General features: G+C 40.2%; 17 protein-coding genes and 1 other RNA gene. 8 read left to right on the top strand and 10 right to left on the bottom strand.

Annotation, left to right across the window (positions count from 1 at the left end):
* Window positions 1-23: 23 nt before the first annotated feature.
* Window positions 24-1,733: a conjugal transfer protein TraF gene (gene traF / locus ACWIUJ_RS05360; protein ID WP_454169441.1), complete on the bottom strand. Its 1,710-nt coding sequence runs from the start codon at window positions 1,731-1,733 to the stop codon at window positions 24-26.
* A 47-nt stretch (window positions 1,734-1,780) separates the two neighbouring features.
* Entirely contained in the window at window positions 1,781-2,914 is a 1,134-nt protein-coding gene (traF, locus tag ACWIUJ_RS05355; RefSeq protein ID WP_454169439.1) for a conjugal transfer protein TraF, read from the bottom strand.
* Window positions 2,915-3,073: 159 nt separating this feature from the next.
* On the opposite strand from traF (ACWIUJ_RS05355), the gene ACWIUJ_RS05350 reads away from it, so the two are divergent.
* From ACWIUJ_RS05350 to ACWIUJ_RS05340, 3 genes are read left to right on the top strand one after another with little or no spacing between them, the layout of a single operon-like run.
* Window positions 3,074-3,748: a hypothetical protein gene (locus ACWIUJ_RS05350; RefSeq protein ID WP_454151083.1), complete on the top strand. Its 675-nt coding sequence runs from the start codon at window positions 3,074-3,076 to the stop codon at window positions 3,746-3,748.
* 35 nt (window positions 3,749-3,783) lie between these two features.
* Window positions 3,784-4,395, top strand: a complete 612-nt coding sequence (gene pyrE, locus ACWIUJ_RS05345) for an orotate phosphoribosyltransferase (protein WP_454169437.1) — start codon at window positions 3,784-3,786, stop codon at window positions 4,393-4,395.
* Window positions 4,396-4,941, top strand: a complete 546-nt coding sequence (locus tag ACWIUJ_RS05340) for an RDD family protein (RefSeq protein ID WP_454169435.1) — start codon at window positions 4,396-4,398, stop codon at window positions 4,939-4,941.
* Window positions 4,942-4,960: 19 nt separating this feature from the next.
* Here the strand turns inward: ACWIUJ_RS05340 and purU are convergent, their stop codons facing one another.
* The 7 genes from purU to ACWIUJ_RS05305 form a co-directional block, all read right to left on the bottom strand.
* On the bottom strand, window positions 4,961-5,938 hold the full coding sequence (gene purU / locus ACWIUJ_RS05335; protein ID WP_454169433.1) for a formyltetrahydrofolate deformylase: 978 nt from the start codon (window positions 5,936-5,938) through the stop codon (window positions 4,961-4,963).
* 155 nt (window positions 5,939-6,093) lie between these two features.
* Entirely contained in the window at window positions 6,094-6,342 is a 249-nt protein-coding gene (locus tag ACWIUJ_RS05330; protein WP_454151091.1) for a hypothetical protein, read from the bottom strand.
* 59 nt (window positions 6,343-6,401) lie between these two features.
* Complete coding sequence (locus ACWIUJ_RS05325) at window positions 6,402-9,998, bottom strand: type ISP restriction/modification enzyme (protein ID WP_454169431.1); 3,597 nt, start codon at window positions 9,996-9,998, stop codon at window positions 6,402-6,404.
* Window positions 9,940-10,215 (bottom strand): hypothetical protein, encoded by a 276-nt coding sequence (locus ACWIUJ_RS05320; RefSeq protein ID WP_454169429.1) that lies wholly within the window; start codon window positions 10,213-10,215, stop codon window positions 9,940-9,942. The genes ACWIUJ_RS05325 and ACWIUJ_RS05320 overlap by 59 nt, the downstream gene beginning before the upstream one ends.
* Window positions 10,216-10,286: 71 nt before the next feature.
* Entirely contained in the window at window positions 10,287-11,168 is an 882-nt protein-coding gene (sppA, locus tag ACWIUJ_RS05315; protein WP_454169427.1) for a signal peptide peptidase SppA, read from the bottom strand.
* 26 nt (window positions 11,169-11,194) lie between these two features.
* The gene (locus ACWIUJ_RS05310; RefSeq protein ID WP_454151096.1) at window positions 11,195-11,755 is read right to left on the bottom strand and encodes an HP0838 family lipoprotein; all 561 of its coding nucleotides are present in this window, start codon (window positions 11,753-11,755) and stop codon (window positions 11,195-11,197) included.
* Between the two features lie 63 nt (window positions 11,756-11,818).
* A complete protein-coding gene (locus tag ACWIUJ_RS05305) occupies window positions 11,819-12,523 on the bottom strand; it encodes an LPP20 family lipoprotein (RefSeq protein ID WP_454169426.1) in 705 nt (234 codons plus the stop codon).
* 268 nt (window positions 12,524-12,791) lie between these two features.
* Between ACWIUJ_RS05305 and ACWIUJ_RS05300 the strand changes: the two genes are divergently transcribed.
* On the top strand, window positions 12,792-13,184 hold the full coding sequence (locus tag ACWIUJ_RS05300) for a winged helix-turn-helix domain-containing protein (RefSeq protein ID WP_454151100.1): 393 nt from the start codon (window positions 12,792-12,794) through the stop codon (window positions 13,182-13,184).
* A gap of 108 nt (window positions 13,185-13,292) precedes the next feature.
* Window positions 13,293-13,757 carry a MarR family winged helix-turn-helix transcriptional regulator gene (locus tag ACWIUJ_RS05295; RefSeq protein WP_454151102.1) on the top strand — a complete coding sequence of 155 codons (465 nt, stop codon included), beginning with the start codon at window positions 13,293-13,295 and terminating at the stop codon, window positions 13,755-13,757.
* Window positions 13,758-13,764: 7 nt separating this feature from the next.
* Here the strand turns inward: ACWIUJ_RS05295 and rnpB are convergent.
* Window positions 13,765-14,176: RNase P RNA component class A (rnpB, locus tag ACWIUJ_RS05290), an RNA gene on the bottom strand.
* Window positions 14,177-14,274: 98 nt separating this feature from the next.
* On the opposite strand from rnpB, the gene ACWIUJ_RS05285 reads away from it, so the two are divergent.
* The 3 genes from ACWIUJ_RS05285 to ACWIUJ_RS05275 are packed head-to-tail and all read left to right on the top strand — an operon-like array spanning window position 14,275 to window position 20,310.
* Window positions 14,275-15,423 carry an efflux RND transporter periplasmic adaptor subunit gene (locus ACWIUJ_RS05285; RefSeq protein WP_454151103.1) on the top strand — a complete coding sequence of 383 codons (1,149 nt, stop codon included), beginning with the start codon at window positions 14,275-14,277 and terminating at the stop codon, window positions 15,421-15,423.
* Complete coding sequence (locus tag ACWIUJ_RS05280) at window positions 15,416-19,000, top strand: efflux RND transporter permease subunit (protein WP_454169424.1); 3,585 nt, start codon at window positions 15,416-15,418, stop codon at window positions 18,998-19,000. The genes ACWIUJ_RS05285 and ACWIUJ_RS05280 overlap by 8 nt, the downstream gene beginning before the upstream one ends.
* Before the next feature lie 14 nt (window positions 19,001-19,014).
* Window positions 19,015-20,310, top strand: a complete 1,296-nt coding sequence (locus ACWIUJ_RS05275; RefSeq protein ID WP_454169423.1) for a TolC family protein — start codon at window positions 19,015-19,017, stop codon at window positions 20,308-20,310.
* Window positions 20,311-20,351: the final 41 nt, after the last annotated feature.

Below are 20,351 nucleotides of genomic sequence, written 5' to 3'. Positions count from 1 at the left end.
TTCCTTAATATACCATTGTGCTATTACCAAGTGATTTCGCCACCAATTCTCACACTAAAATACTGCGGGATAGGATAGCCTTGTATTTGTGAGAATCTTGTGCTTGTCTGCAATGCCACATCGAGTATGCCTAAGAGATTTACTCCACCTGTGAGGATAAGTCCATTATCTTGCGCAATATCCACCATCATACCAAACCGTGCATCAACCTTGTGTGTTACGATTCCCACGCCACCACCTATCATTTGAGATTTTTGTGTCTTAGTGGTAAAGGCGATAATGTCATTTTGTGTAAGGTCGGCATCAAAGGCTACATTAAACCCATCTTGTCTATAATACGCCACACCTGCGCGCACTTGTGGTTTAATGGTGATGCCACCCAGCGTGGATTGAAAGGTGGGAGAATTGACATTTTTTGCCACCAAACCAATGGTAAGATAGCGAAATGTTGGTAAATCAATCTCATAAAGCGCGCCTATATCTGTGCCAAAGGCATTATCCGCCCTAAGATTCTTAAAGTCTTGAGCGATATTTTTCATTTCTGCACCTATGTCAGTATTATTTCTAATAGCAATTTCTTTTTGTTTGCTTAGGGCACTCATAATTTTATAACTTGCACCAAGGCTAAGATTCCCCCACGGAGTGTAAAATGTCCTTGCATACCCAATGGGAATCTCTGTTAAAACAAGTGAAGAAATAGTGATTTTATGTGCCTCTGCATCGCTTATAGTGTTCCCAAGAGAGCCAATAAGTGAGCTAGAATCGTAGGTATTTTTATCAGAGAGTTTGTAAGTATAGCCTGAATCAGAAATTTGAAGCTCATAATACTGCCCGCCAGATTCCAAAATAAGCCCAAGTCTATTTGGATTTGCTCGCAACGAAATGCTTGAATACATAGAGCCAAAGTATCCTGCTGCAAGTGTGCCAAGCTCCTCATTGATTGGAGCAGAACCAAGCTGAAATACAACACCGCCTTGCGCGTTAAGATTGATATGATTATCTTGTAGAGAGTTCTTTACCGCGGCAATATCACTCATCGACTTATCAAGCCCCTTATCTGAGCCCTTGCTTATGGTGATGTTAAATGGTTTGGCGTTGTTGCCACTTCCACCAACTCCCAAGCTATCAAAATCCACGCTCCCCATAACGCTATTAAGCAAATCTTTTTGCACTTGGGTAAAATCGTTTGATTTATTTACTTCGCTTTTAATAGCACTAATTAAATCACTGTAATCTTTGCTCCCACCCTTACTGTTAATGTAGGCTGTGAGCTTGTCTTGTGTGCTTTGTCCAGTGGAGCCTTGCGAAGCAAGCACAGAATCTAACGCGCTACTCACCGTTTTCATCACGCCACTTGTATCGCCACCACCTTTAAAGGTTTCTCCTAGTCTTGTAGCTGTATCTTGCATATTGCTTAAATCAATGCTTCCCAGCCTAGCGATATTTCTCTCACGGATATTTACTCCAGCGGAGTAACCCAATCGAATCTTTGGTGTAGCGGCGAGCAAAGCAGGGTTATAATAAAGTCCAAATGATGAATTCTTTAGTGCGACACCTGCTCCGCCCATACCAGCGGACATATTGCCCATTGTCCCAAATTCTAGTGCATTGCTCGTGCTGAGGCACACAGCTATGCTGAGGTATAGGAGATGAGATTTTTTACTAGATTGCGCAGAGAGTGGCTTGTCTAATTTTTTAAGGACATTTAAAAAAACATTCCTAGAAAATCTCATCGTATTCCTTTACTTTAATGTATCTCCTGCGCGAAATTTTAGAAGCGTTAAAAACTAAATCCTCCGCCTATTTGGATTGCCACATAGCGTGGGATTTGATTCCCATTTGTGTATGGGCTTGTCTGTGTAGAGACAGCGAGTGCTACATCTAAGATTCCAAATCCACCAAGTCCAAGTGATACAATCGCACCATTATCCTGTCGCAAGTCTTTTGCTATGCCCACGCGCAAATCAAAAAAGGCAATATCAAAACTCGCCCCCACACCAATTTTTTGTGAATGAATGATTCCATTGCCAAGAGAAATGACATCATTATTTGTCAAATCCGCATCAGCAGCGATAGTGATAGAATCTAGCACACTAAAGCTCGCTCCTGCACGCACCTGTGGGCGGATTTTTAAATCATAATCACTAAAGGCAAATGTCGGGCTATTGAGATTTTTTGCCACTAAACCAATGTATAAATCTGAGATTGGCGAGTAGGTTAGCCCCAAATCCACGCCGAAGTTTGAGCGACTTTCTCCACTACCAAATTTGATTCGCTCTATGGTGCTATTCACATCGAAATTTGTATCAAGCGGGGTAACGCTCTTTTGAAAGCTTGCGCTTAAGTATTTCACACTCACGCCAAGTCCTAATGTGCCAATCGGTCCATCTAACTCCACTCCATACGCAAGCGGGACTTCAGTAAGCCTCACAGAAGCAAAGTTAAAGTTAATCCCTGCGCCATTGACATTGTTTTGATTAGTTGGTAAATACCCGCTAAAGCCCGCTGTGCCATAAGCATTCATCACTACACCAATTCCAGCTGTGCCATAGCCAAGTCCCCCAATTCTTAGCGAAAGTGCGCCTTGCAAGCGCGCTCGTAACTCATTGTCTTTTAGGAGAGTGTTGAAGTTTTGCACATCTTGTATGTTGTTGAGTTCGCTAGAAACTACTTTAAGCATATTTTTTTCATTGAAAGTGCCACCAGCACTATATCCTACTTCAAAGTAACTATTATTTGCGATAAGCGCAGGATTGAAAAACAAACTTTGTGAGTTGTTTTTAAACGCTACTCCAGCTCCGCCCATACCAAGTGATTTATTCCCTACTTCTATGAATTCCAAAGCACTTGCATTCGCACAAAAGCTCACACACGCTATACTTAAAATCCCTAATGATTGTTGCCATTTTTTCATTTTGTATCCTTTAAAGTGTTATTTTACATAATGTAGTTATTTCGCCACTTTGTTGTAAGATTGTAGCATAAAATTTCATCAACTCGCCATTGTTCCTCAAAATAAATGCTAAAATACAGCTAGGATTGTATTTTAAAATAAAGTTAGGATTCTAAAGAAATGAAAAAAGTTTTATTGTTGTGCTGGGCGTTTTGTATGGTGGTGAGTGCGGCATCTATCAGTATCACAAACAAACAACCACTTGAATTAGAAAACGACTTAATGCCACAAGATGAAGTTTTACAAGAAGTCGCAAAGACTAAAACCAAGCTTTTAGCACGGCTTGTCGATGAAAAGATTCCAGATGATAGAGATGTGCGTAACAAATTTTATGCAGGCGTTGATGTGGGTGTAGCGTATAATCCAAAGGGTGGATTTGGGTATTACATAGGCACGCAAGTGGGATACAATTTCGTAGTTCAGCAAAACAACTCTTTGCGTATATTTGCCTTTGCTGATAGATTTGGTAATGCTATTGGAAGTTATCATATTAGCTTTCCACAGCGTGATTTTAGCATTTGGCGTGTGGGAATCTCAGCAGAATATCGCGCTTACTTTCATCAGTATTTTGGGTTTAAGGTGCGACTCCTTAGCTATGGGATACGCAATCTCACGCACGAATATGCAGGCACTGCTCCTCGCGCAGAGAGAAAGGTAGGATTTTTGCCCACTATTGCCTTTGGTCCTGTGTTTAACTATAAATACCACGAAGTTTTTGTTGGCTTTGATATGCTTGATTATGATGTAAAAGATAGCATAAGTATGAACTTTTTGCAGTATAGTTTTAAATTTTAATATGTATTTTATCATTATGTTAATGGAGAAAAATAATGCTTGATGTCAGGGAAATTTACATACAATCAAACGCTCTTTTAGATGGGCATTTTTTGCTTAGCAGTGGGAATCATTCAGCCTTTTATCTGCAATCTGCCAAAGTGCTAGAGAATCCAAAAATAGCTCAAAGACTTGCTGAGGAACTCTCACGCAAGATTTTGGATTTTGGGCTTAGCATTGATTGTATTTGTTCGCCCGCATTAGGTGGGATTTTAGCAGGGTATGAGCTAGCGAGAGCATTAGGCGTGCGCTTTATTTTTACCGAGCGTGTAGAGGGAGTGATGACTTTACGCAGGGGATTTGAAGTAAGCAAGGGTGAGAAAATTTTAATTTGTGAGGATATTATCACCACAGGTGGCTCTGCTTTAGAATCTGCGCATTGTGTAGAGGCTTTAGGTGGTGAAGTTGTGGGATTCGCTGGGTTGGCAAATCGGGGATTTTGCAAGCGCGTAGATTCTCCCATATCGCGCAAACCTCAAGCCAAACTCCCACAAGACAAGCCACTTTTTGCCCTAGCAGATTTTGAGTTTGAAATCTATGAGCCACAAAACTGTCCATTATGTAAAAATGGCTCAAAGGCAATAAAGCCGGGCAGTAGAGGGAACTAAATGCGTTGGCGTGATGTCAAAAAGGGCGCAAAAAAACAAGCCAACGATTACAACGATACGAAATCACCTAAAAAAGCTCCATTTTACCTATCACAGCGCGTTATAGCCTTTATTACTGATATGTTTATGATAAATATGCCAATTTTATACATCGCTACTTATGTGGTTTTAGGCTCAAAGGAGGCGTTTGTAGAGAATCAGGGCGTGATTTTTGTTTGTGGGTTGCTCTTTGGCATAATCCTCTCTATTATGTTTTCGCTTAGCGGGCAATCTCTTGGCTACCGCTATGTGCGCTTAAAGCTCATAAGAGACAATCCACAAGCACAAAACACCCAGCAACACAATGTTAGTGTAGATTCTGCTCCTAGTGCGCAAGAAGTGCCTAGTTTTTTTATAGCATTTTTGCGTTATGTTTTGTGGATTGTAAGCGTGGTGAGCATTTTTGGAATCTTAATCGCACTTTTTCGCAAAGATTCTAAAACTTTATATGACATTGTTTGTCGCACGAAAGTCATCGCTATGAGCGAGCCACCACAAGCAAATTAGACTTAGACTTGAAATCCCCCTAAAACACAATCGTTTTATTCCCGCTTACAAACACCCTGTCATTTAGCACCAAATCAAGCGCGTGGGCGAACACGGACTTTTCGACATCTCTCCCCGCTTTTTGCATATCGCGCCAGCTATACGCGTGGTTTATGTGGATAATGTCTTGGGCGATGATTGGTCCTTCATCGAGTTTGTCGGTTACAAAATGCGCGGTCGCACTGATGATTTTCACGCCTCTTTGGTGGGCTTGTTTGTAGGGATTTGCCCCGATAAATGCGGGCAAAAAGCTATGATGAATGTTGATGATTTTACCCGCATAACGCGCCACAAAATCAGGGGACAAAATCCGCATATATTTCGCTAAAGCAAGCAAATCAGGGGAGAATCTATCGATAATCTCGCGTAACTTCGCCTCGTGTGCTTGGCGTGAAATCCCCTCGCTATCCACCCAAAAAAACGGAATGTAAAACCGCTCCACCAAATCGCGCAAATCCGCTCGATTGGCTATCACAGCCTTTATTTTGGCGTTTAGCTCGCCACTCTCCTCGCGCAATAATAAGTCGCCTAAGCAGTGATTTTCTTTGGTGGCTAAAATCATTAGCGATTTTTTGCTTGCCTTTTTTAGCGCGATTTGCGCACTGCTTGGCAAAATGGATTTTAGTTTGTCTTGTATGTCTGTTATAAATTTGCAATCTAGCACGGATTCTGAATCTTCCCCCTCCCGTGCGTAGGGGGTTAGGGGGAGGGTAGAGTCATTGCGAGAATCGCAACGCGATTCGTGGCAATCTCTTTTAGAATTTAAACCCCCGCTAAAATCCAAACTATCATTACAAACCTCCACCACAAAGCAAGTCCGCAGGAAAAACAGATTATGCTCGCTATCGACATACTCATCTTGTCGCTGTATATTTGCCCCCGCTTCATAGAGCACACGCGAGATTTTATACACCAGCCCCGCGCTATCGTGCGTGGATATGAGCAATGTATAACGCATTTTCACCCCTTTAAATTCTAGAATTTAAACTCTGCAAACGCGCTTTTATTTAAGAGTGCTAGATTTAATAATTTTCTTCTAAAGTAGCGTTGTAAATGCTATACGCAATCGCGCAAAATGCCAAAAAAATCGTCCCAAAAATCACATATTCCATTTTATTTCTCCTTTTTTGTTTTGTTAATTTTGTAGATTTCTTTGATGATTTTTCTCATTTTTTTGTTGAGAAATATCGCAAGCACAGCAAATATCAAAGAAGTGCAGCAAGCAACGATGACAAGCCACATTTGAGCATTGTTGTAGTTTGTCGCTATCCAGCCTACAAGGGCTAAAAAAGTCGCCACAACAATCCCAAAACAAAACTTAAAATATCCTAAATCCTCTTTTAATCCGTCTAGCTTGGGCATTTATTATCCTTAAATCCACGCTTAAAACGGGATTATATCTAAAATTTGCAAAATCACACTTACTCAAGCGATATTTGCGCGATTTTGGATTCTATCTCCAAAGATTTATGCAAGGTTTTGATTACGCGTTCAAAGTGCGTGTAGTCGATGGATTCGCCTTTGTGGGATTTTAGGTATTTGTCTAAAACTTGGTAGCCACCGATTTTATACTCCCACACTTCCGCGCTGACATTGCTAAAATACAAACTTGCATTAACAAAAAGCCGTTTAGATTCGGCATTGTAGGCGATTTTGTCAATTCTCTCATTTTTGTTTGCAGTGTCGTTAAAAATCGGTTCGCCCACAGACTCACCGCTCAAATCCACGCGCATTAAATGCAAGTCGATGAGTTCGCCACCCAAAGCACTTAACGCCAAAAAGTCTTTTTTGGATTGGACAAAGGGGATTTTAGGAAAATCGATTTTTAAGAAATCTAAATATTTTTCGCGGTAGTCTTTGTGATATAAAATCGCGTAGATATATCCTAAAATCTGCTCCGCGCTGAAACTTTCGCCATATTGTTTATCCACAAATGCGCGAAATTGTGGAGTGAAGTTTTCGATTATCAAGTCAGCTTCTATTAAGTAAAGCGGGAAAGCATACCCAGAACCACCATTTAAGTGTTTATCAATAATATTATTTGCTATGAAAAAATTATCTACTTTTTGCAATTTACAACCTTTATCGCATACTAATCCTATATTGCCATTACTTTTAGATTCTCCATTATTTTGTGCAGTGCCACTCTGTGATTCCCCCTCCCTTGCGGAGGGGGTTAGGGGGTGGGTAGATTTTATGTCAGCAAAATCAGATTCCAAAGTCTCTTTAATCACGCATAAAACGCCCTCTAAATTCTCTAAAATCTCATTATTCCAAAAACGCAAAATTCTAAAATTTTGTGATTCTAAATAAAAATCTCTTTGAATGTCGGGGTGGTTTATTTTATCATACCCACCCCCTTTATCCCCCTCCGCAAGGGAGGGGGATAATGCGTGTTGTCCGCCATCACATTCGATAATTAGTCGTTTTTCTAGGCACACAAAATCCGCGATATATTTAGAATCAATTACAAATTGTCGCCTAAATCTAAATCCTAGCTTTTTGCCACGCAATTCTTGCCAAAGTTTGTTTTCTGCGTCAGTAGGATTTTTGCGCATCTTGCGGCTAAATTCTTTCATATATGGCGTAAGTGGGCGGTGTTTTGGGTTTTCATCGGTTTTTACCCACCCCCTAACCCCCTCCGCAAGGGAGGGGGAAGATTCGGAGTCGCCACGCGCAAGGGAGGGGGAAATTTTAAACTTGTTTTGTAATGGCAAAATAAAATGCTTCATAACTTCACTTCTTGGTCTATCAATTTTAGTTTTATCGTAATAAATCTTGCGAATATCAAAAGGGCGATAGGCAATATCTCTGCATAAAATTTTATCAAATTCTTTATAATGTTCTTTGATTTGTGTTTCTAAATTTTGTTCATTTGTCGCAATTAGCACAGAGTCTTTACCTGCCACAATCCCCACGCTAGAAACCCTAAAAATATCCTTTACGCTTATGCCTTTGTCATATTGTTCTCTTAATGCTTCATTTTGCGGGATAAAGAGATAAAATGGTGCTTTTGGTGCAAGTTCGCTCCACGCGATAGATTTAAGAGAGTTGCCTTGCAAAAAGGCGTATTTGTCCTTGCGTCTGCCGTATAAATCATAATGATAGACTTTGCATTGTGGCGTGTTTGTGTATGTTTCCCATTTGATATGCGGAGGCGACTCAACCTTTATAATCGGTGGCGTGGGCTTATTTTGGTTGTGCAACTTTACAAACACGCTTATACACACGCCTTGCATAATGTCAAAGACATTGTCATCTTTGCTGCCATTTGGCGCGACTTCTTTTTTTCTAGCGTTGCCGTGCAAGTCTAAAATGTAGATTTTATCAAAGGTATTTAGCAAATGCCACCGCATACCGCGAAATGTGGGATTATCGATGAATCCATTATTTGAAATGATTGCGACAATGCCATTTTCTTGGCTTTGGATTTTAGATTCGGCGAATCGTATAAATTTCACATAGTCATCTTGCAAACCTTTGGGATTTTTTTCGTTGATATAAATAGGCTCGATTCTATCGCCTTTATCGGCATTTGCTTGGATACCGCAATAAAAATAATGCGCTTGGATTTTGCTTAATTTTTTGGGCTTTGAATCTTTGGGTGTGTAAATGTAGTCATACGCATTTATGCTTTCATAATTATAAGGCGGGTTGCCTGTGATGATAAGGATATTGTTATTTTTGACTTTTTGGGAGGCTAGAAATTCATTTGCTAATTCAATCATTCCTGTAAAAAGATTGCTTTTTGATTCGCGCTCGTCCTTTTCGCTTTTGTCATACAGCGTATTTGTCAGCAAAATATTGAGCTTTTCATTGTCCTCTAATGGTGCGCTAAATTCCTCTTTGAAAGATTGCGAAATCTTTAAATGTGCGATTGTGTAGGGAGCGATGAGAAACTCAAAGCCACTAAAGCGATTTAGCAAATTTTTGGGCTTGTAATAAGGTGTGCCTTTTTTAACGGATTGTAACGCTTTACGAAATGCCTCTAATAAAAATGTCCCTGTGCCTGTGGCAAAATCTAGTAGCGTGATAATATCATTTTCTAACGCGCTGCCTAGCCCTTTTGCCTCGCCAAAGTCGGCTTTAAGCGTGCAATCTATCGCATTTATGATAAAGCTTACCACCGCAAAGGGCGTATAATACACGCCACGAAGTTCGCGCAATCGCGGGTCGTATTGGCTTAAAAAAGTCTCATAAAAATGCAAATATGGGTCTTTATGCAAATAATCGCCTAGCAAGTCTTTATCCGCGATTTTGTTTAGCTCTATGGTAATCTGCGCGGGGTCAATGTGATTTATAATGCTTAAAATCTCTTTGATAAGCCATTTTAGCGAATCTAACTCATCTAAATTATCCAAAAATCCGCTCATCGCGCGAATAAGCGGGAAGGATTTGGGGATAAATTTTTTGGCATTGTATAAATCAATCGATTCGCTTTGGTTTGGCTCTGTGGAGTTGTTTAGCCGTGCTAAAAAGAGTGCGTAGGTGAGCGTTTGAGCGAAGCTATCGCAAAAGGACTCAAAATCCAAATCTTTATACAAAATATCCCTAAAATTTTGGTAAAGCGTGGATATTTGGGGATTTTGCGGGTTTTGTGTGAGAATGTCAAATACAAGCCGTGTGCGCTGTGCTAGGGATTCTGCAAATTCTAGGGCGGTGTTTATGGGCTTAGGAGTTGCGCTAAAAAAGAGGGCGAAAAAATCTAAGATTTCGCTTTGTTTGGATTCTAGCGCGGATTTGTTTTTGAGAATTGCTTGAATCTCATTTATGGCGCAAATGGTGATTTCTTGGGTGATGATAATTTTGCCTTTTTCATCTTTGGCGATGCGTAAAAAGCGCAAGTAATCGGTGAGAATGAGATTGTCGCTTAGCGTGAGATATTTGGCGATTTGGGCTTTGCTGTCTTTGTTTGCTTCATCAATCAATCGCGCTAAATCCGCATTCACGCGCTTATTTTCAATGTAGCCTAGCGTTAGTCCATTTTGCGCTAGATGATTTTGCCCCCCCCCCCCCATTAAGGATTATTTGAAAATCAGGCGCACCTGCTTTATTTTCGCTTTTGTCATTGTTTGGCTCGTGGATAATGGCAATGTTGCTAAAATCTTTATGGCTTTGGGTGAGAGAATCCAAAATCACCTTAAATAAATGCTCTAACGCGCTTCGATGCGTATGCTCTTTGTCGCTCTCTTTTATCCCACAAATCGCGGTTAAATAATCGTGTAAAATCTGCATTTGCTCCCTTATTTTAGCCTTTTAAATTTTAAAATTTAAATTCCACAAACTTCGCGCAATTTTACAAGCATTTAGCGCAACGAAAACCCGCCAAGTGTGCTATTTAGCCCGCTAAATGCGCCAAGCACAAGGCTAGTACTCCCCTCTATCAAGCTATCCATAAAGGATTCAAATTTATCCTTTTTTAGCCACCGCTCTTGCTTTACTTTGCTTAAATTTTTTAGCTCCTCTATGGCGCTATTTTGCGAGCCTAGCGCGTCTATTAGCCCTAGCTCCAAAGCGGATTTTGCCGTGAAAATCTTGCCCTCTGCAAATTTAGCAGAATCCTCTTTTTTAAGCCCTCGCGCCTCCACCATATCACTCACAAAAATGTCATACTCCTCATTTATGAGATTTTGCAAAAACTCGCGTTCCTCCTCGCTCCACGCGCGATATGGCGTGCCGATTTCTTTATACTCGCCCGCTTTTAGCACGGAGGGCTTGTAGCCGATTTTGCCTAGCAGCTCCTCGATATTGCTACCCGGGAAAATCACGCCTATGCTCCCTACCAAGCTCCCGCGATTTGCATAGATTTTGCGAGAGTATGCCCCTGCATAATACGCCCCGCTTGCCATAGTGCCTTGAGCGTGCGCGACTACGGGGATTTTGGCATTGAGCTCTTTGATTAAGTCCGCGATTTCCACGCTCGCACCCACCGCGCCCCCCGGCGAGTCAATCACTAAAAGCACGCCTTTTATGGTGGGGTATTTGTTGATTTGCTCGATTTGTGCGCGCACAGCATTTGCGTTTATAATCGCGCCTTTTAGCTCGATTTTAGCAAGGTTTGGAATCTGCGTAGGCTCGCCACTAGGGGATAAAATCAACGCCACGATAAACAAAAACACAAATACCTTGAAATATTTTGCAATGAAGTCTAGTGTGCCTTGCACTGCACCAAAAATCTTTTTTATCATTTTGCTCTCCTAATAGTAAGTTATGGTTATTTTTTTGTTGTGCTTTTGACTTTGTAGTCTTGGATTCCTATTAAAACACCTGTTGTGATATTGTGAAAGAAAGTGTAGTCATTTGCACGCTCATAATAAATTTCTTGCTTGGACTTCACAAAGTGCTGGACAAGCGCGCCTTTTTCGTTTATTTGCTTGCCCTCGTTATTAAAAATATCACGACCTAAAATAATATCCTCAAACAAATCACCATACCCTACATCACCAAAAAATCCTCTTGATGTGAGCCATTTGCCACGACAATCGGTATTAAAGCAAATGTCAGATTTTTTTATGGTAATTTTGCCTATGCGCTTGCCAAGTTTGTAGAGTTCTATTTCAGTTTCTTTTTTCTTAAATTTAAATGTGGCGAAATCATAAAATGAAAATTGCGGTGAGCGAATTTGGAGGATTTTAAATTTTGTGGGAACTTCTATGGTTTCTTCTTCGCCGAATTTTGGCTTATTGTCCTGCAAGCCAAGCGATTCTAAGAAACTTGCACAAGCTCCTAGACCAAAGGCTAAAACAATAGAGATACCATAGCGAAAGTAACGCATAGAAATTCTTTATCTTAGGTGATGTGAGAGAATCTTTAGGATTAAAGATTCTACTAAGGGCGTTTATTTGTTACCCATTAGCACGCGATGCCAAATCCTGCCATCAAGTTTTAGCTGCATACTAACTTGCATTACGCCATCTTTCCACACACTCTCGCTAATTTCAGCATTACGAATGAGGGCTTCGACTTTGGTTTTGACACTAGAGTTTTGCACCACCATATCTTTGACGGTATCTTGCGCATTTAAGCGGATACCATACATTTTTTCGCCGATTTGTCGGTAGGCGTCAATGATTGCAGCACGCTTTGCTAACGCCATTGCTTGTCCCGGAGAGATAGTGCTCTCTGGGGGAATCCCCATTCCCACAGCATTAAGCTCAATCACATTATTTTCTGTGAGCATTGGTGAGTTAGGGATAATGCTATCATTTGGGCGATTAGTAGGCGTAAGCACCTCATCTCTCTCAAACTTGTGTTCTTCTTTCTTCTCAGGCTTAAGTCCAGCAATCTCAACTTTATCAACTACCAAAGTATCTATCTTTTTTGGATAGTTAGGATTCTGCGCTTGAAGCAGATTAGGGTTTGGGTTGTATGTCGGCATTGGCGGATAAGTTGGTGCTTGTATCGGTGCTTGAGGCGACAACCCCCCTTGCGCACTTGGAGGGACAAGCGCATTTGAATCTGCACCTGTGCCCATCATACTACAACCGCCAACTCCAAGCATAATCGCTGTGATGAGAGAACCTTTTAACGCTACATTTTTCATTAACATTCCTTTGACTTTGATGTAATTTTTTAGTTGTCCTTGTCGCTAAAAAGCAAATGGTATTCCAAAAATATTTATCCCCATAAAATTTAATTTTCTAGTGATTTTAATTTCGTCCTTTTGCTCTAATTTTGTATATATTACTTAGGGTTAGACTTTAATTTTAGCATAAATGTGGTTTATATAGGTTTTTTTTGTATAATTACATTGTATTTAAAGTATGCACAAACACCATAAATCCTATATTTATATTCTTAAGGAGGCACTTGTGGAAATTTACTCTAGGTTTTGGATTAAAAAAAGTGGTAAAAACTACTTAGGACTCGGGAGAATTGAGCTTTTAGAGCGCATTAAGCAAAGTGGCTCAATCTCAAAGGCCGCAAGACAAATGCGAATGAGTTACAAGGCTGCGTGGGATGGGATTGACATCGCTAATAAACTTTCAAGCCCCGAGAGTTTGGTCATCTCAAGTGCTGGTGGGGGGAAAGATTCTGGCACAAAAATCACAGAGCACGGGCAAAGGGCAATGGATACTTATAGGAATCTCCAACGATTGCACGATAAGTTTCTTGCTTATTTTGATGGTGTGGAGAGCTTTGAAGAAATGGATAGACGCGCACAGATTATAGAAACTGCACTCAATAGCGTAAAATTTAAGTAAGTCATACAAATTTTTTTATTGCATTGTATTTTTGGCGTAAAGATACTATTTTTATACTATAATATTTCGTTATGATAATTTATGTCTTAAAGAAAGGCTTGTAAAGAAGTGTATGATAAATCAATAACCTTTATGTGTGGGAAACTTGCTTGCATAATGAAAGAAAAAATACGCAACAAAGTGCACGAGAGTGCTTGGGGGCTAAGTGATGAGCGTGAAGTGGGAATCCTCTTTATTGCAGGCAAGCATAAGATTTCTCAAATCGAAATTGCCCATTTGCTAGAAGTGGATAAAAATACCATTCGAGGGTTTATTGATAATTTAGAAAAACTTGGTCTTGTTGTGCGTCAAAAAAACCCCAATAATCGCAAAGAGAATCTTATATTGCTTACTGATAAGGGTAAAAGTATTGTGCTTGAAATGTTTGATATGATTGTCAAATATGAGCGTGTGTTTTTGCCAATGTTTAGCGAGGAGGAGATTGAGACGCTTGGCACGCTTTTGCGTAAGTTCTTTTATTCACTTGATGACAAAGATTCTTTTGCATCTTATAAAAAATTATTACCCGCTTAGACATTATGATAAAGGCATAGCGTAAGCCGAGTTCTGTCTTAGGGTGGCTATTTATCTAGGAGATATATCACTATACCCCTCAAGCGAAGAGATTTAGATTATAAGACTTTTACCTACTCTTCTTGCTACGGATTGGGTTTGCACGGCACTTCATATTACTAAAAAGTCGGTGGGCTCTTACCCCGCCTTTTCACCCTTACCAAGAACGCTTTTAGATTCTATAAAGCACTTTTAAAAAGCAAGACTTAATAGAATCTAAGGTAGCAAAGTAGCACAATGACTCGCATATAAACTTGGCGGTTATTTTCTGTTGCACTTTCCCTTGAGTTTCCCCAGCCATTCGTTAAATGGAATCCTGTCTTTTGTAGCTCGGACTTTCCTCTTTTTGCATTACAAAAAGCAACCACCTGCTATGCCCTTAAGGTTTGGATTATAGCAAAAAGCACATTGTAATGCTTAAAAACGCATAAATTTTGCTACACTTTTGCTTAATAAATCGCTTTTAAGGAGATAGGCGATGAGAAAAATACTTGTGTTGCTACTAATAAGCCATTTTTGTGTATATGCTGAAGAGGTAGCAGTCATCACTAAACCCATAACTAAGGGAATTTTAGAATCACAAAATGCCTTTATCGGCACATTGCACTTTATGCAAAGTTCTAAAGTCGCTTCACAAACGCGTGGTGTGGTAGAGGAGGTGGATTTTGCTGTGGGGGATTATGTCAAACTCGACCAAAAGCTCGCCCAAATCAATGCCGATGTGCTAGAAAAAGAAATCCAAAGCAAACAAGCTCGGCTCAAAGAAGCACAATATACCAATGAGCGTCAAGAGCGAGAGTTGGGGCGATATAGAAATCTTTTGCGCACAGAATCTGTCTCATTGCAACAATATGAAAGTATCGAATATGAGCAAAAATCCCAAAGTTCAAACATTGCTGCGTTAAGCTCAGAGTTGGAATCTGCCAAAATGGAGCTTACAAAAAAAACCATTCGCGCTCCTATAAAAGGCGTGATTGTGGATAAAAAAATCAATCGTGGTGAGTGGATTGAGGTGGGCGATGCGATTTGTGAGATTTTAGATACCACGAGTGCCGAAGTGATTGTCGATGTGCCTAGCTCTATGCTCGGGTATCTCAAAAATGGACAAGAAGTGGGCGTAAAGATTGAAAAGCGTAATTATATGGGGAAAATTTATGCCATTATCCCGCGTGCAGATAGTAACACACGCACTTTCCCTGTGCATATCGCAGTAGAAAATGATGGGAGCTTTGTCGATGGGAACGCTGCACGCGTGCTCCTCTCAAGTGGGGGGAAGATTGAGGGAAATATGGTGGAGCGTGATTCTGTGGTGAATTACTTAGGTGCGCAAAGTGTATTTGTCGTGCGTGAGGATAAAGCGTATGCTATCCCTGTGGAAGTGCTCAGTATGCAGGGGCAAAACGCCATTATTCGAGGGAATCTTAAGCCCACAGATTTAGTAGTCATTCGCGGGCAAGATAGGCTAAAAAATGGCACAAGCGTGAGAGAATCTTCGCTTAAAGATTCTCTAAAAAATCCTCAAAAAGAATTTGAATCTTTTTTGAATGTGTTGCCAATTTTGCTTCCGCAAGGTAATTTTAAGCAAAAACTCCAAAACACCATAGATACTTACAAATCCAATGATTAACATAGTTTCATTCTCCCTCAAAAAGCCAATGGTAGTTTTTGTGTGTGTGGTATTTATGCTTCTTTTTGGATTTTTAGGTTTAAGCAAAATGCCCTATCAACTAATGCCTGAAGTGAGCAGACCTGTGATTAGTATTTACACAAATTGGGCTGGTGCGACACCGCAAGAAATCGAAAAAGAAATCATCAACCGCCAAGAGAAATATTTAAAAGGCATAGAGGGATTAGAGTATATCACCTCTACGGCACGCTCTGGCAGGGGGATTGTGGGGTTAGAGTTTAAGGGTGGAGTTGATGTAAATGTCGCCTTACTTAAAGTGAGTGCAAAAATGGACGAGATAAAGGGCTATCCAAATGATGTAGATAAACCTGTCATTGCTATAAGTGGCGAGAGTATCCCACCTGCGATTTATTTGTTTATGCGCACGCTGGAGGGCAATGAGCGTGAAGTAGATACTTATAAGACTTTTTTTGAAGATTATATCTTACAACATTTAGAGCGCATACAGGGTGTGGGAGAAGTATTTTATCCCGGTGGGCGTGCGAGTGAGATGCACATTTTGCTCGATTCTAAACAACTTGCCTTTCATAATGTCTCTATCAATGAAGTGATAAAGGCGATTACAAATCATAATAAAAACACCACAGCTGGGAGTTTAGATTATGGAATGCGCACATACAAAATCAAAGTGCAATCTGAATTTAGCAACGCAAGTGATATTTTGCACACACCTATTAAACATTTTGACAACAAGATTCTCTATTTGCAGGACTTAGCGGTGGTAAGTGAGGGATTTGCCAAGCAGACAAGCTATGGATTCTTAAATGATACGCGTGCGCTAAGCGTGCAAATCGTGCCAATGACTGATGCCAATGTGCTTGAGCTCTCTAAGCAAACACGCCGTGTCGTGCAAGAGCTTAATGATGGAATCTTAAAAGACAATGGGTTGGAGCTTGTATGGAGTAGAGACCAAGAGGGCTATATCCTCTCAGCCATTAGTGTGGTAAAGGGTAACATCATTTTGGGAATCATACTCGCGTGTGTTGTGTTATATGTGTTTTTGCGGGGTTGGTATAGTATGTTTGTAGTGCTACTTTGTATGCCAATTTGCGTGATAAGTGCGTTTTTCTTTTTAAATTTGCTTGGTAGAAGCCTCAATGTGATTTCACTTGCGGGTATTAGCTTTGCGATGAGTATGCTTATTGATAATGCCATTGTGGTGGTGGAAAATATTTCACGCCATTTCAAAGAAAACAAAGATTATTTTAGTGCTTGTGTTAATGGTGTGCGTGAGGTTATCGGGGCGATTTTTGCTTCTGTGGTTACGACCATTGCTATTTTTATCCCTATTATGAATATGGGTGAGGATTTAGGACAGCTTTTTTATGATATTGCACTTAGTGTGTGTTTTGGACTTGGGATTTCGTTTTTTGTTTCGCTTTTTGTGATTCCCTCGATGCTTTATAACTTTGCACTTTTTAATGATAAAAAAAGCGTGGAGCTACGATACAAGGAAGTGAAGATATTTTTGCACAAGAGTGTGAAGCCAAAGATTGCTCTGCTTTATACTCACCTTTGTGAGGCGTTAGCCCCCCTTAAATTATGGCAAGCGTTTGCAAAAATACGCCACCTTTTTGCAAAATGCAGGGCGTTTGCTTTGCAGATTTTTGAGAATCTAAAGCATCTTGCATTGCAGATTCCAAATGTGTTTGCAAGATTTTGGGGAGGATTTGTAAATGTGATAAAGAGCCTTTTGCCCCATATCTTGCGTGCGTGGAATGCAGCTCAACAATACATAGACAAGAGAGAATCTCTCAAAAAGCCACTTGATAGGATTGCAAGTAGCCACGCATTCGAGGCGACAAAAAATGCGACAAAAAATTTCACACCTTGCTTGCAAAACGCAGTTGTTGTTTGCAAGCAGGGCAGGGCATTAGATTCTTTGCACGATATTGGAATCCGAGCACAAAGCCTTATTATGGCAAAGCTAGAGGATTTGCTAGCCAACCCAAAAAATTGCATTCGTTTTATCCTTGCGTTTATGGGGTTGTGTGTGCTTATATCCTTAATTCTTTTCCCAAAATTAGATTATCTCCCAAAAGGGAATCAAAACTTTATCATTGGTTATCTTAACGCACCACCGGGCACTTCTTATGAGCAACGCAAAGAAATCGGAGAGAGTATTTTTCTCCAAAATAAGCATCTGATAGAATCATTAGGGTATAGACAAAAATCAAGCAGTGATTTGCCCCCTATTAAGCATTTATTTTTCACAGGTAATGAAAACTATATGCAGCTTGGGGTAACTTCAAGTAACCCAGATGAAGTCGCACGACTTATTCCACAAATAAGGAAAACTATCCAAAATATCCCTGATTTGCAAGCCTCAATCGTCCAACAAGGAATCTTTGATAAAGGTTCAAGCACGCAAAGCATTTATATCAATATTGTGGGAGAGGAACTAGATTCTATTATTTCTACGGCTATTAGTCTCCAAAACGCACTTAAGGCGAAGATTCCCTCAATGCAAGTGCGTCCATTGCCTGCTTTAGAAAACACCAACAGAGAAATTATGCTCTATCCTGATTATGTTGCTTTGGCACTTAATGGATTTGATGCGAAGAGTTTTGGTGAAATTGTAGATGTGGTGCTTGATGGCAAGCAAATTGATGAGTTTAAAACGCCAAGTGGCAAGACGATTGATTTGGTGCTTAAAGCCCTGCCAGACTTAAGCGCACAAAGCGTGCAGAGGGCAAAGGAAAGTATTGACTTTCAAAGCCCAGAGGATATTGGCTTTATACAAATTTATACTCCAAGTGGTAAGATTGTCCCGCTAAGCTCGCTTAGTGATATAAGGCAAGAATACACAATGGCGCAAGTGCGACACTATGAGAGAGAGCGCACCATTTTGCTTGTGTTAAGTCCTCCAGCCAATATCCCAATCGAGGAAATTTTACAAACTATTAAGCAAGAAATTATCCCAGAGTTGGAATCTAGCGGTGAATTGCGTGATAATCGTTTAGTCTTTGGCGGTGCGGCAAAGGATTTGCAAAATTCTAGAGGAGAGTTATTTTTTGGTTTTTGCCTCGCGCTCTTTATCACTTACCTTATTTTATGTGCATTGTATGGGAATTTCTCTTATCCATTTATTATTATTTTCACCGTGCCTTTTGCTGTGGCTGGAGGATTGATGGGATTGCGATTGGTGGATACATTTTTGCATTCACAAAACCTTGATATGTTAAGCCTGCTTGGCTTTATTATTTTGGTTGGAAGTGTGGTAAATAATGCGATTTTGATTATCTACCAAACACAATTTAATCTAAGCTATGGAATGCCCCATATTCAAAGCATTATAGAATCTACAAAAAGTCGCATTCGACCGATTTCTATGAGTATCCTTACAAGCGTATTTGGTTTGTTGCCTTTGGTGGTTTTTGGTGGAGCAGGGAGTGAAATTTATCGCGGGCTTGGCAGTGTGATTATTGGTGGTTTGCTTTTTAGCGGGGTGTTGAGTGTGTTTGTGATTCCGTGTGCGTTGCTCGTGTTTTTTAAATGGCGTTATAAAATCACATAAATATGGTGGTGGAAATGAAAAATTTTGTGCGAATTGGTGTTTTGCTTGCGTTGTATGCAACCCCACTTTTTAGCTTAAACCTTAGCGAAGTCATCGCATTTGCCATAGAAAATAGCGATAAAGTAAAAGAACAAGAACACCTAAGTGCCCAAAGCAAGAATCTAATGTATGCCCAATATGCCAAACTCTCCCCAAAACTTGATTTAAAATATTCTCTTACTCGTTCTAATCGCAGTATCGGGGATTACACGATTGGATTGACCGACTTAAATGCAAATTTTAATCTTTTTAATGGATTAAGGGATTTTTATGCCATTAAGCAGTATCAACATTTGCTTTCTGCGCAGAATTATCTGTATGAAGCCACGAGAGAGGATATTATTTTGCTTGCTAAGACTTTGTATATCCAAATCCTCCAAGCGCGCGATAATCTTGCTATTTCAACAGAATCTATCCGCCTCTTAGAGCTCCAAAGAAGCCAAGCAGAAGAGTTCTACAAGCAGGGTATTCGAGCGAAGAGTGATTTATTGAGCGTTGAGGTTACACTTGCAAATGCCAAAATCACACAGAGTAATGATAAAAATATCCTTAATTACGCGTTGCTCTCACTTCAAAAACTCATTATGCAAGAGATTGATGTCGATACGCTTGAGCCCTTAAGCCTCCAAGCTGACACGGAAAAACTTGACTTTCAATACGAAGATTTGCAACACCAAATGTTTGCCTCACGCTCGGAATATCTGTATATGCAAAAACTTCTTAACGCGCTAGATTCTCAAAAGAAAGCCTCTTGGGGAGCATTTTTGCCCTCTGTTGATGTGAGTTACTCGCGTCTTTGGTATGAGAGAAGTGCTGCCACACCTACTTATTCTGGGGCGAATCTAAACTCTCGCGCACAACTTAGCCTTTCTTGGAATCTCTTTAGTGGGTTTGGCGATAAATTTAGCATTGAGGCAAAAGGCTATGAATATTTAGCCCTACAAAGTCAAATAAGTGATATGAAAAAAGAGCTTAATCTCTCGCTCAATAAGGCATTAGATGATTTAAGTGTGGCAAAAACACAATATAAGGTGGCAAAAAATGCCGTGAAAATGGCGCAAGAGAACTATAAGATAGTCCAAAATCGCTACAAACAAAATATCGAAACTTCACGCGAACTTCTTAATGCCGAAGTCGCACTCTCTCAAGCAAGACTGCATTTTAACCAATCTGAGCACAAAATACACCTAGCCCTTGCCAACTTAGAGCGCATTGTCCAAAATCCATTGCAAGATTCCCAAAACATACAAAATGGGATAAAGCAACCATAACTTTTCACAAAAATTTCAATTTTTCTTTCTTTTTAAGCAAT

Source organism: Helicobacter sp. 23-1046 (genome assembly GCF_053654635.1).
Note: the sequence above shows the minus strand (reverse complement) of the source record. Positions and strands in the feature narration are given on the sequence as shown.

Excerpts from the sequence above, each read along its gene's own strand:
- traF (WP_454169441.1), bottom strand. The coding sequence starts at position 1,733 with ATGAGATTTTCTAGGAATGTTTTTTTAAATGTCCTTAAAAAATTAGAC.
- traF (WP_454169439.1), bottom strand. The coding sequence starts at position 2,914 with ATGAAAAAATGGCAACAATCATTAGGGATTTTAAGTATAGCGTGTGTG.
- ACWIUJ_RS05350 (WP_454151083.1), top strand. The coding sequence starts at position 3,074 with ATGAAAAAAGTTTTATTGTTGTGCTGGGCGTTTTGTATGGTGGTGAGT.
- pyrE (WP_454169437.1), top strand. The coding sequence starts at position 3,784 with ATGCTTGATGTCAGGGAAATTTACATACAATCAAACGCTCTTTTAGAT.
- ACWIUJ_RS05340 (WP_454169435.1), top strand. The coding sequence starts at position 4,396 with ATGCGTTGGCGTGATGTCAAAAAGGGCGCAAAAAAACAAGCCAACGAT.
- purU (WP_454169433.1), bottom strand. The coding sequence starts at position 5,938 with ATGCGTTATACATTGCTCATATCCACGCACGATAGCGCGGGGCTGGTG.
- ACWIUJ_RS05330 (WP_454151091.1), bottom strand. The coding sequence starts at position 6,342 with ATGCCCAAGCTAGACGGATTAAAAGAGGATTTAGGATATTTTAAGTTT.
- ACWIUJ_RS05325 (WP_454169431.1), bottom strand. The coding sequence starts at position 9,998 with ATGGGGGGGGGGGGGCAAAATCATCTAGCGCAAAATGGACTAACGCTA.
- ACWIUJ_RS05320 (WP_454169429.1), bottom strand. The coding sequence starts at position 10,215 with ATGCAGATTTTACACGATTATTTAACCGCGATTTGTGGGATAAAAGAG.
- sppA (WP_454169427.1), bottom strand. The coding sequence starts at position 11,168 with ATGATAAAAAAGATTTTTGGTGCAGTGCAAGGCACACTAGACTTCATT.
- ACWIUJ_RS05310 (WP_454151096.1), bottom strand. The coding sequence starts at position 11,755 with ATGCGTTACTTTCGCTATGGTATCTCTATTGTTTTAGCCTTTGGTCTA.
- ACWIUJ_RS05305 (WP_454169426.1), bottom strand. The coding sequence starts at position 12,523 with ATGAAAAATGTAGCGTTAAAAGGTTCTCTCATCACAGCGATTATGCTT.
- ACWIUJ_RS05285 (WP_454151103.1), top strand. The coding sequence starts at position 14,275 with ATGAGAAAAATACTTGTGTTGCTACTAATAAGCCATTTTTGTGTATAT.
- ACWIUJ_RS05280 (WP_454169424.1), top strand. The coding sequence starts at position 15,416 with ATGATTAACATAGTTTCATTCTCCCTCAAAAAGCCAATGGTAGTTTTT.
- ACWIUJ_RS05275 (WP_454169423.1), top strand. The coding sequence starts at position 19,015 with ATGAAAAATTTTGTGCGAATTGGTGTTTTGCTTGCGTTGTATGCAACC.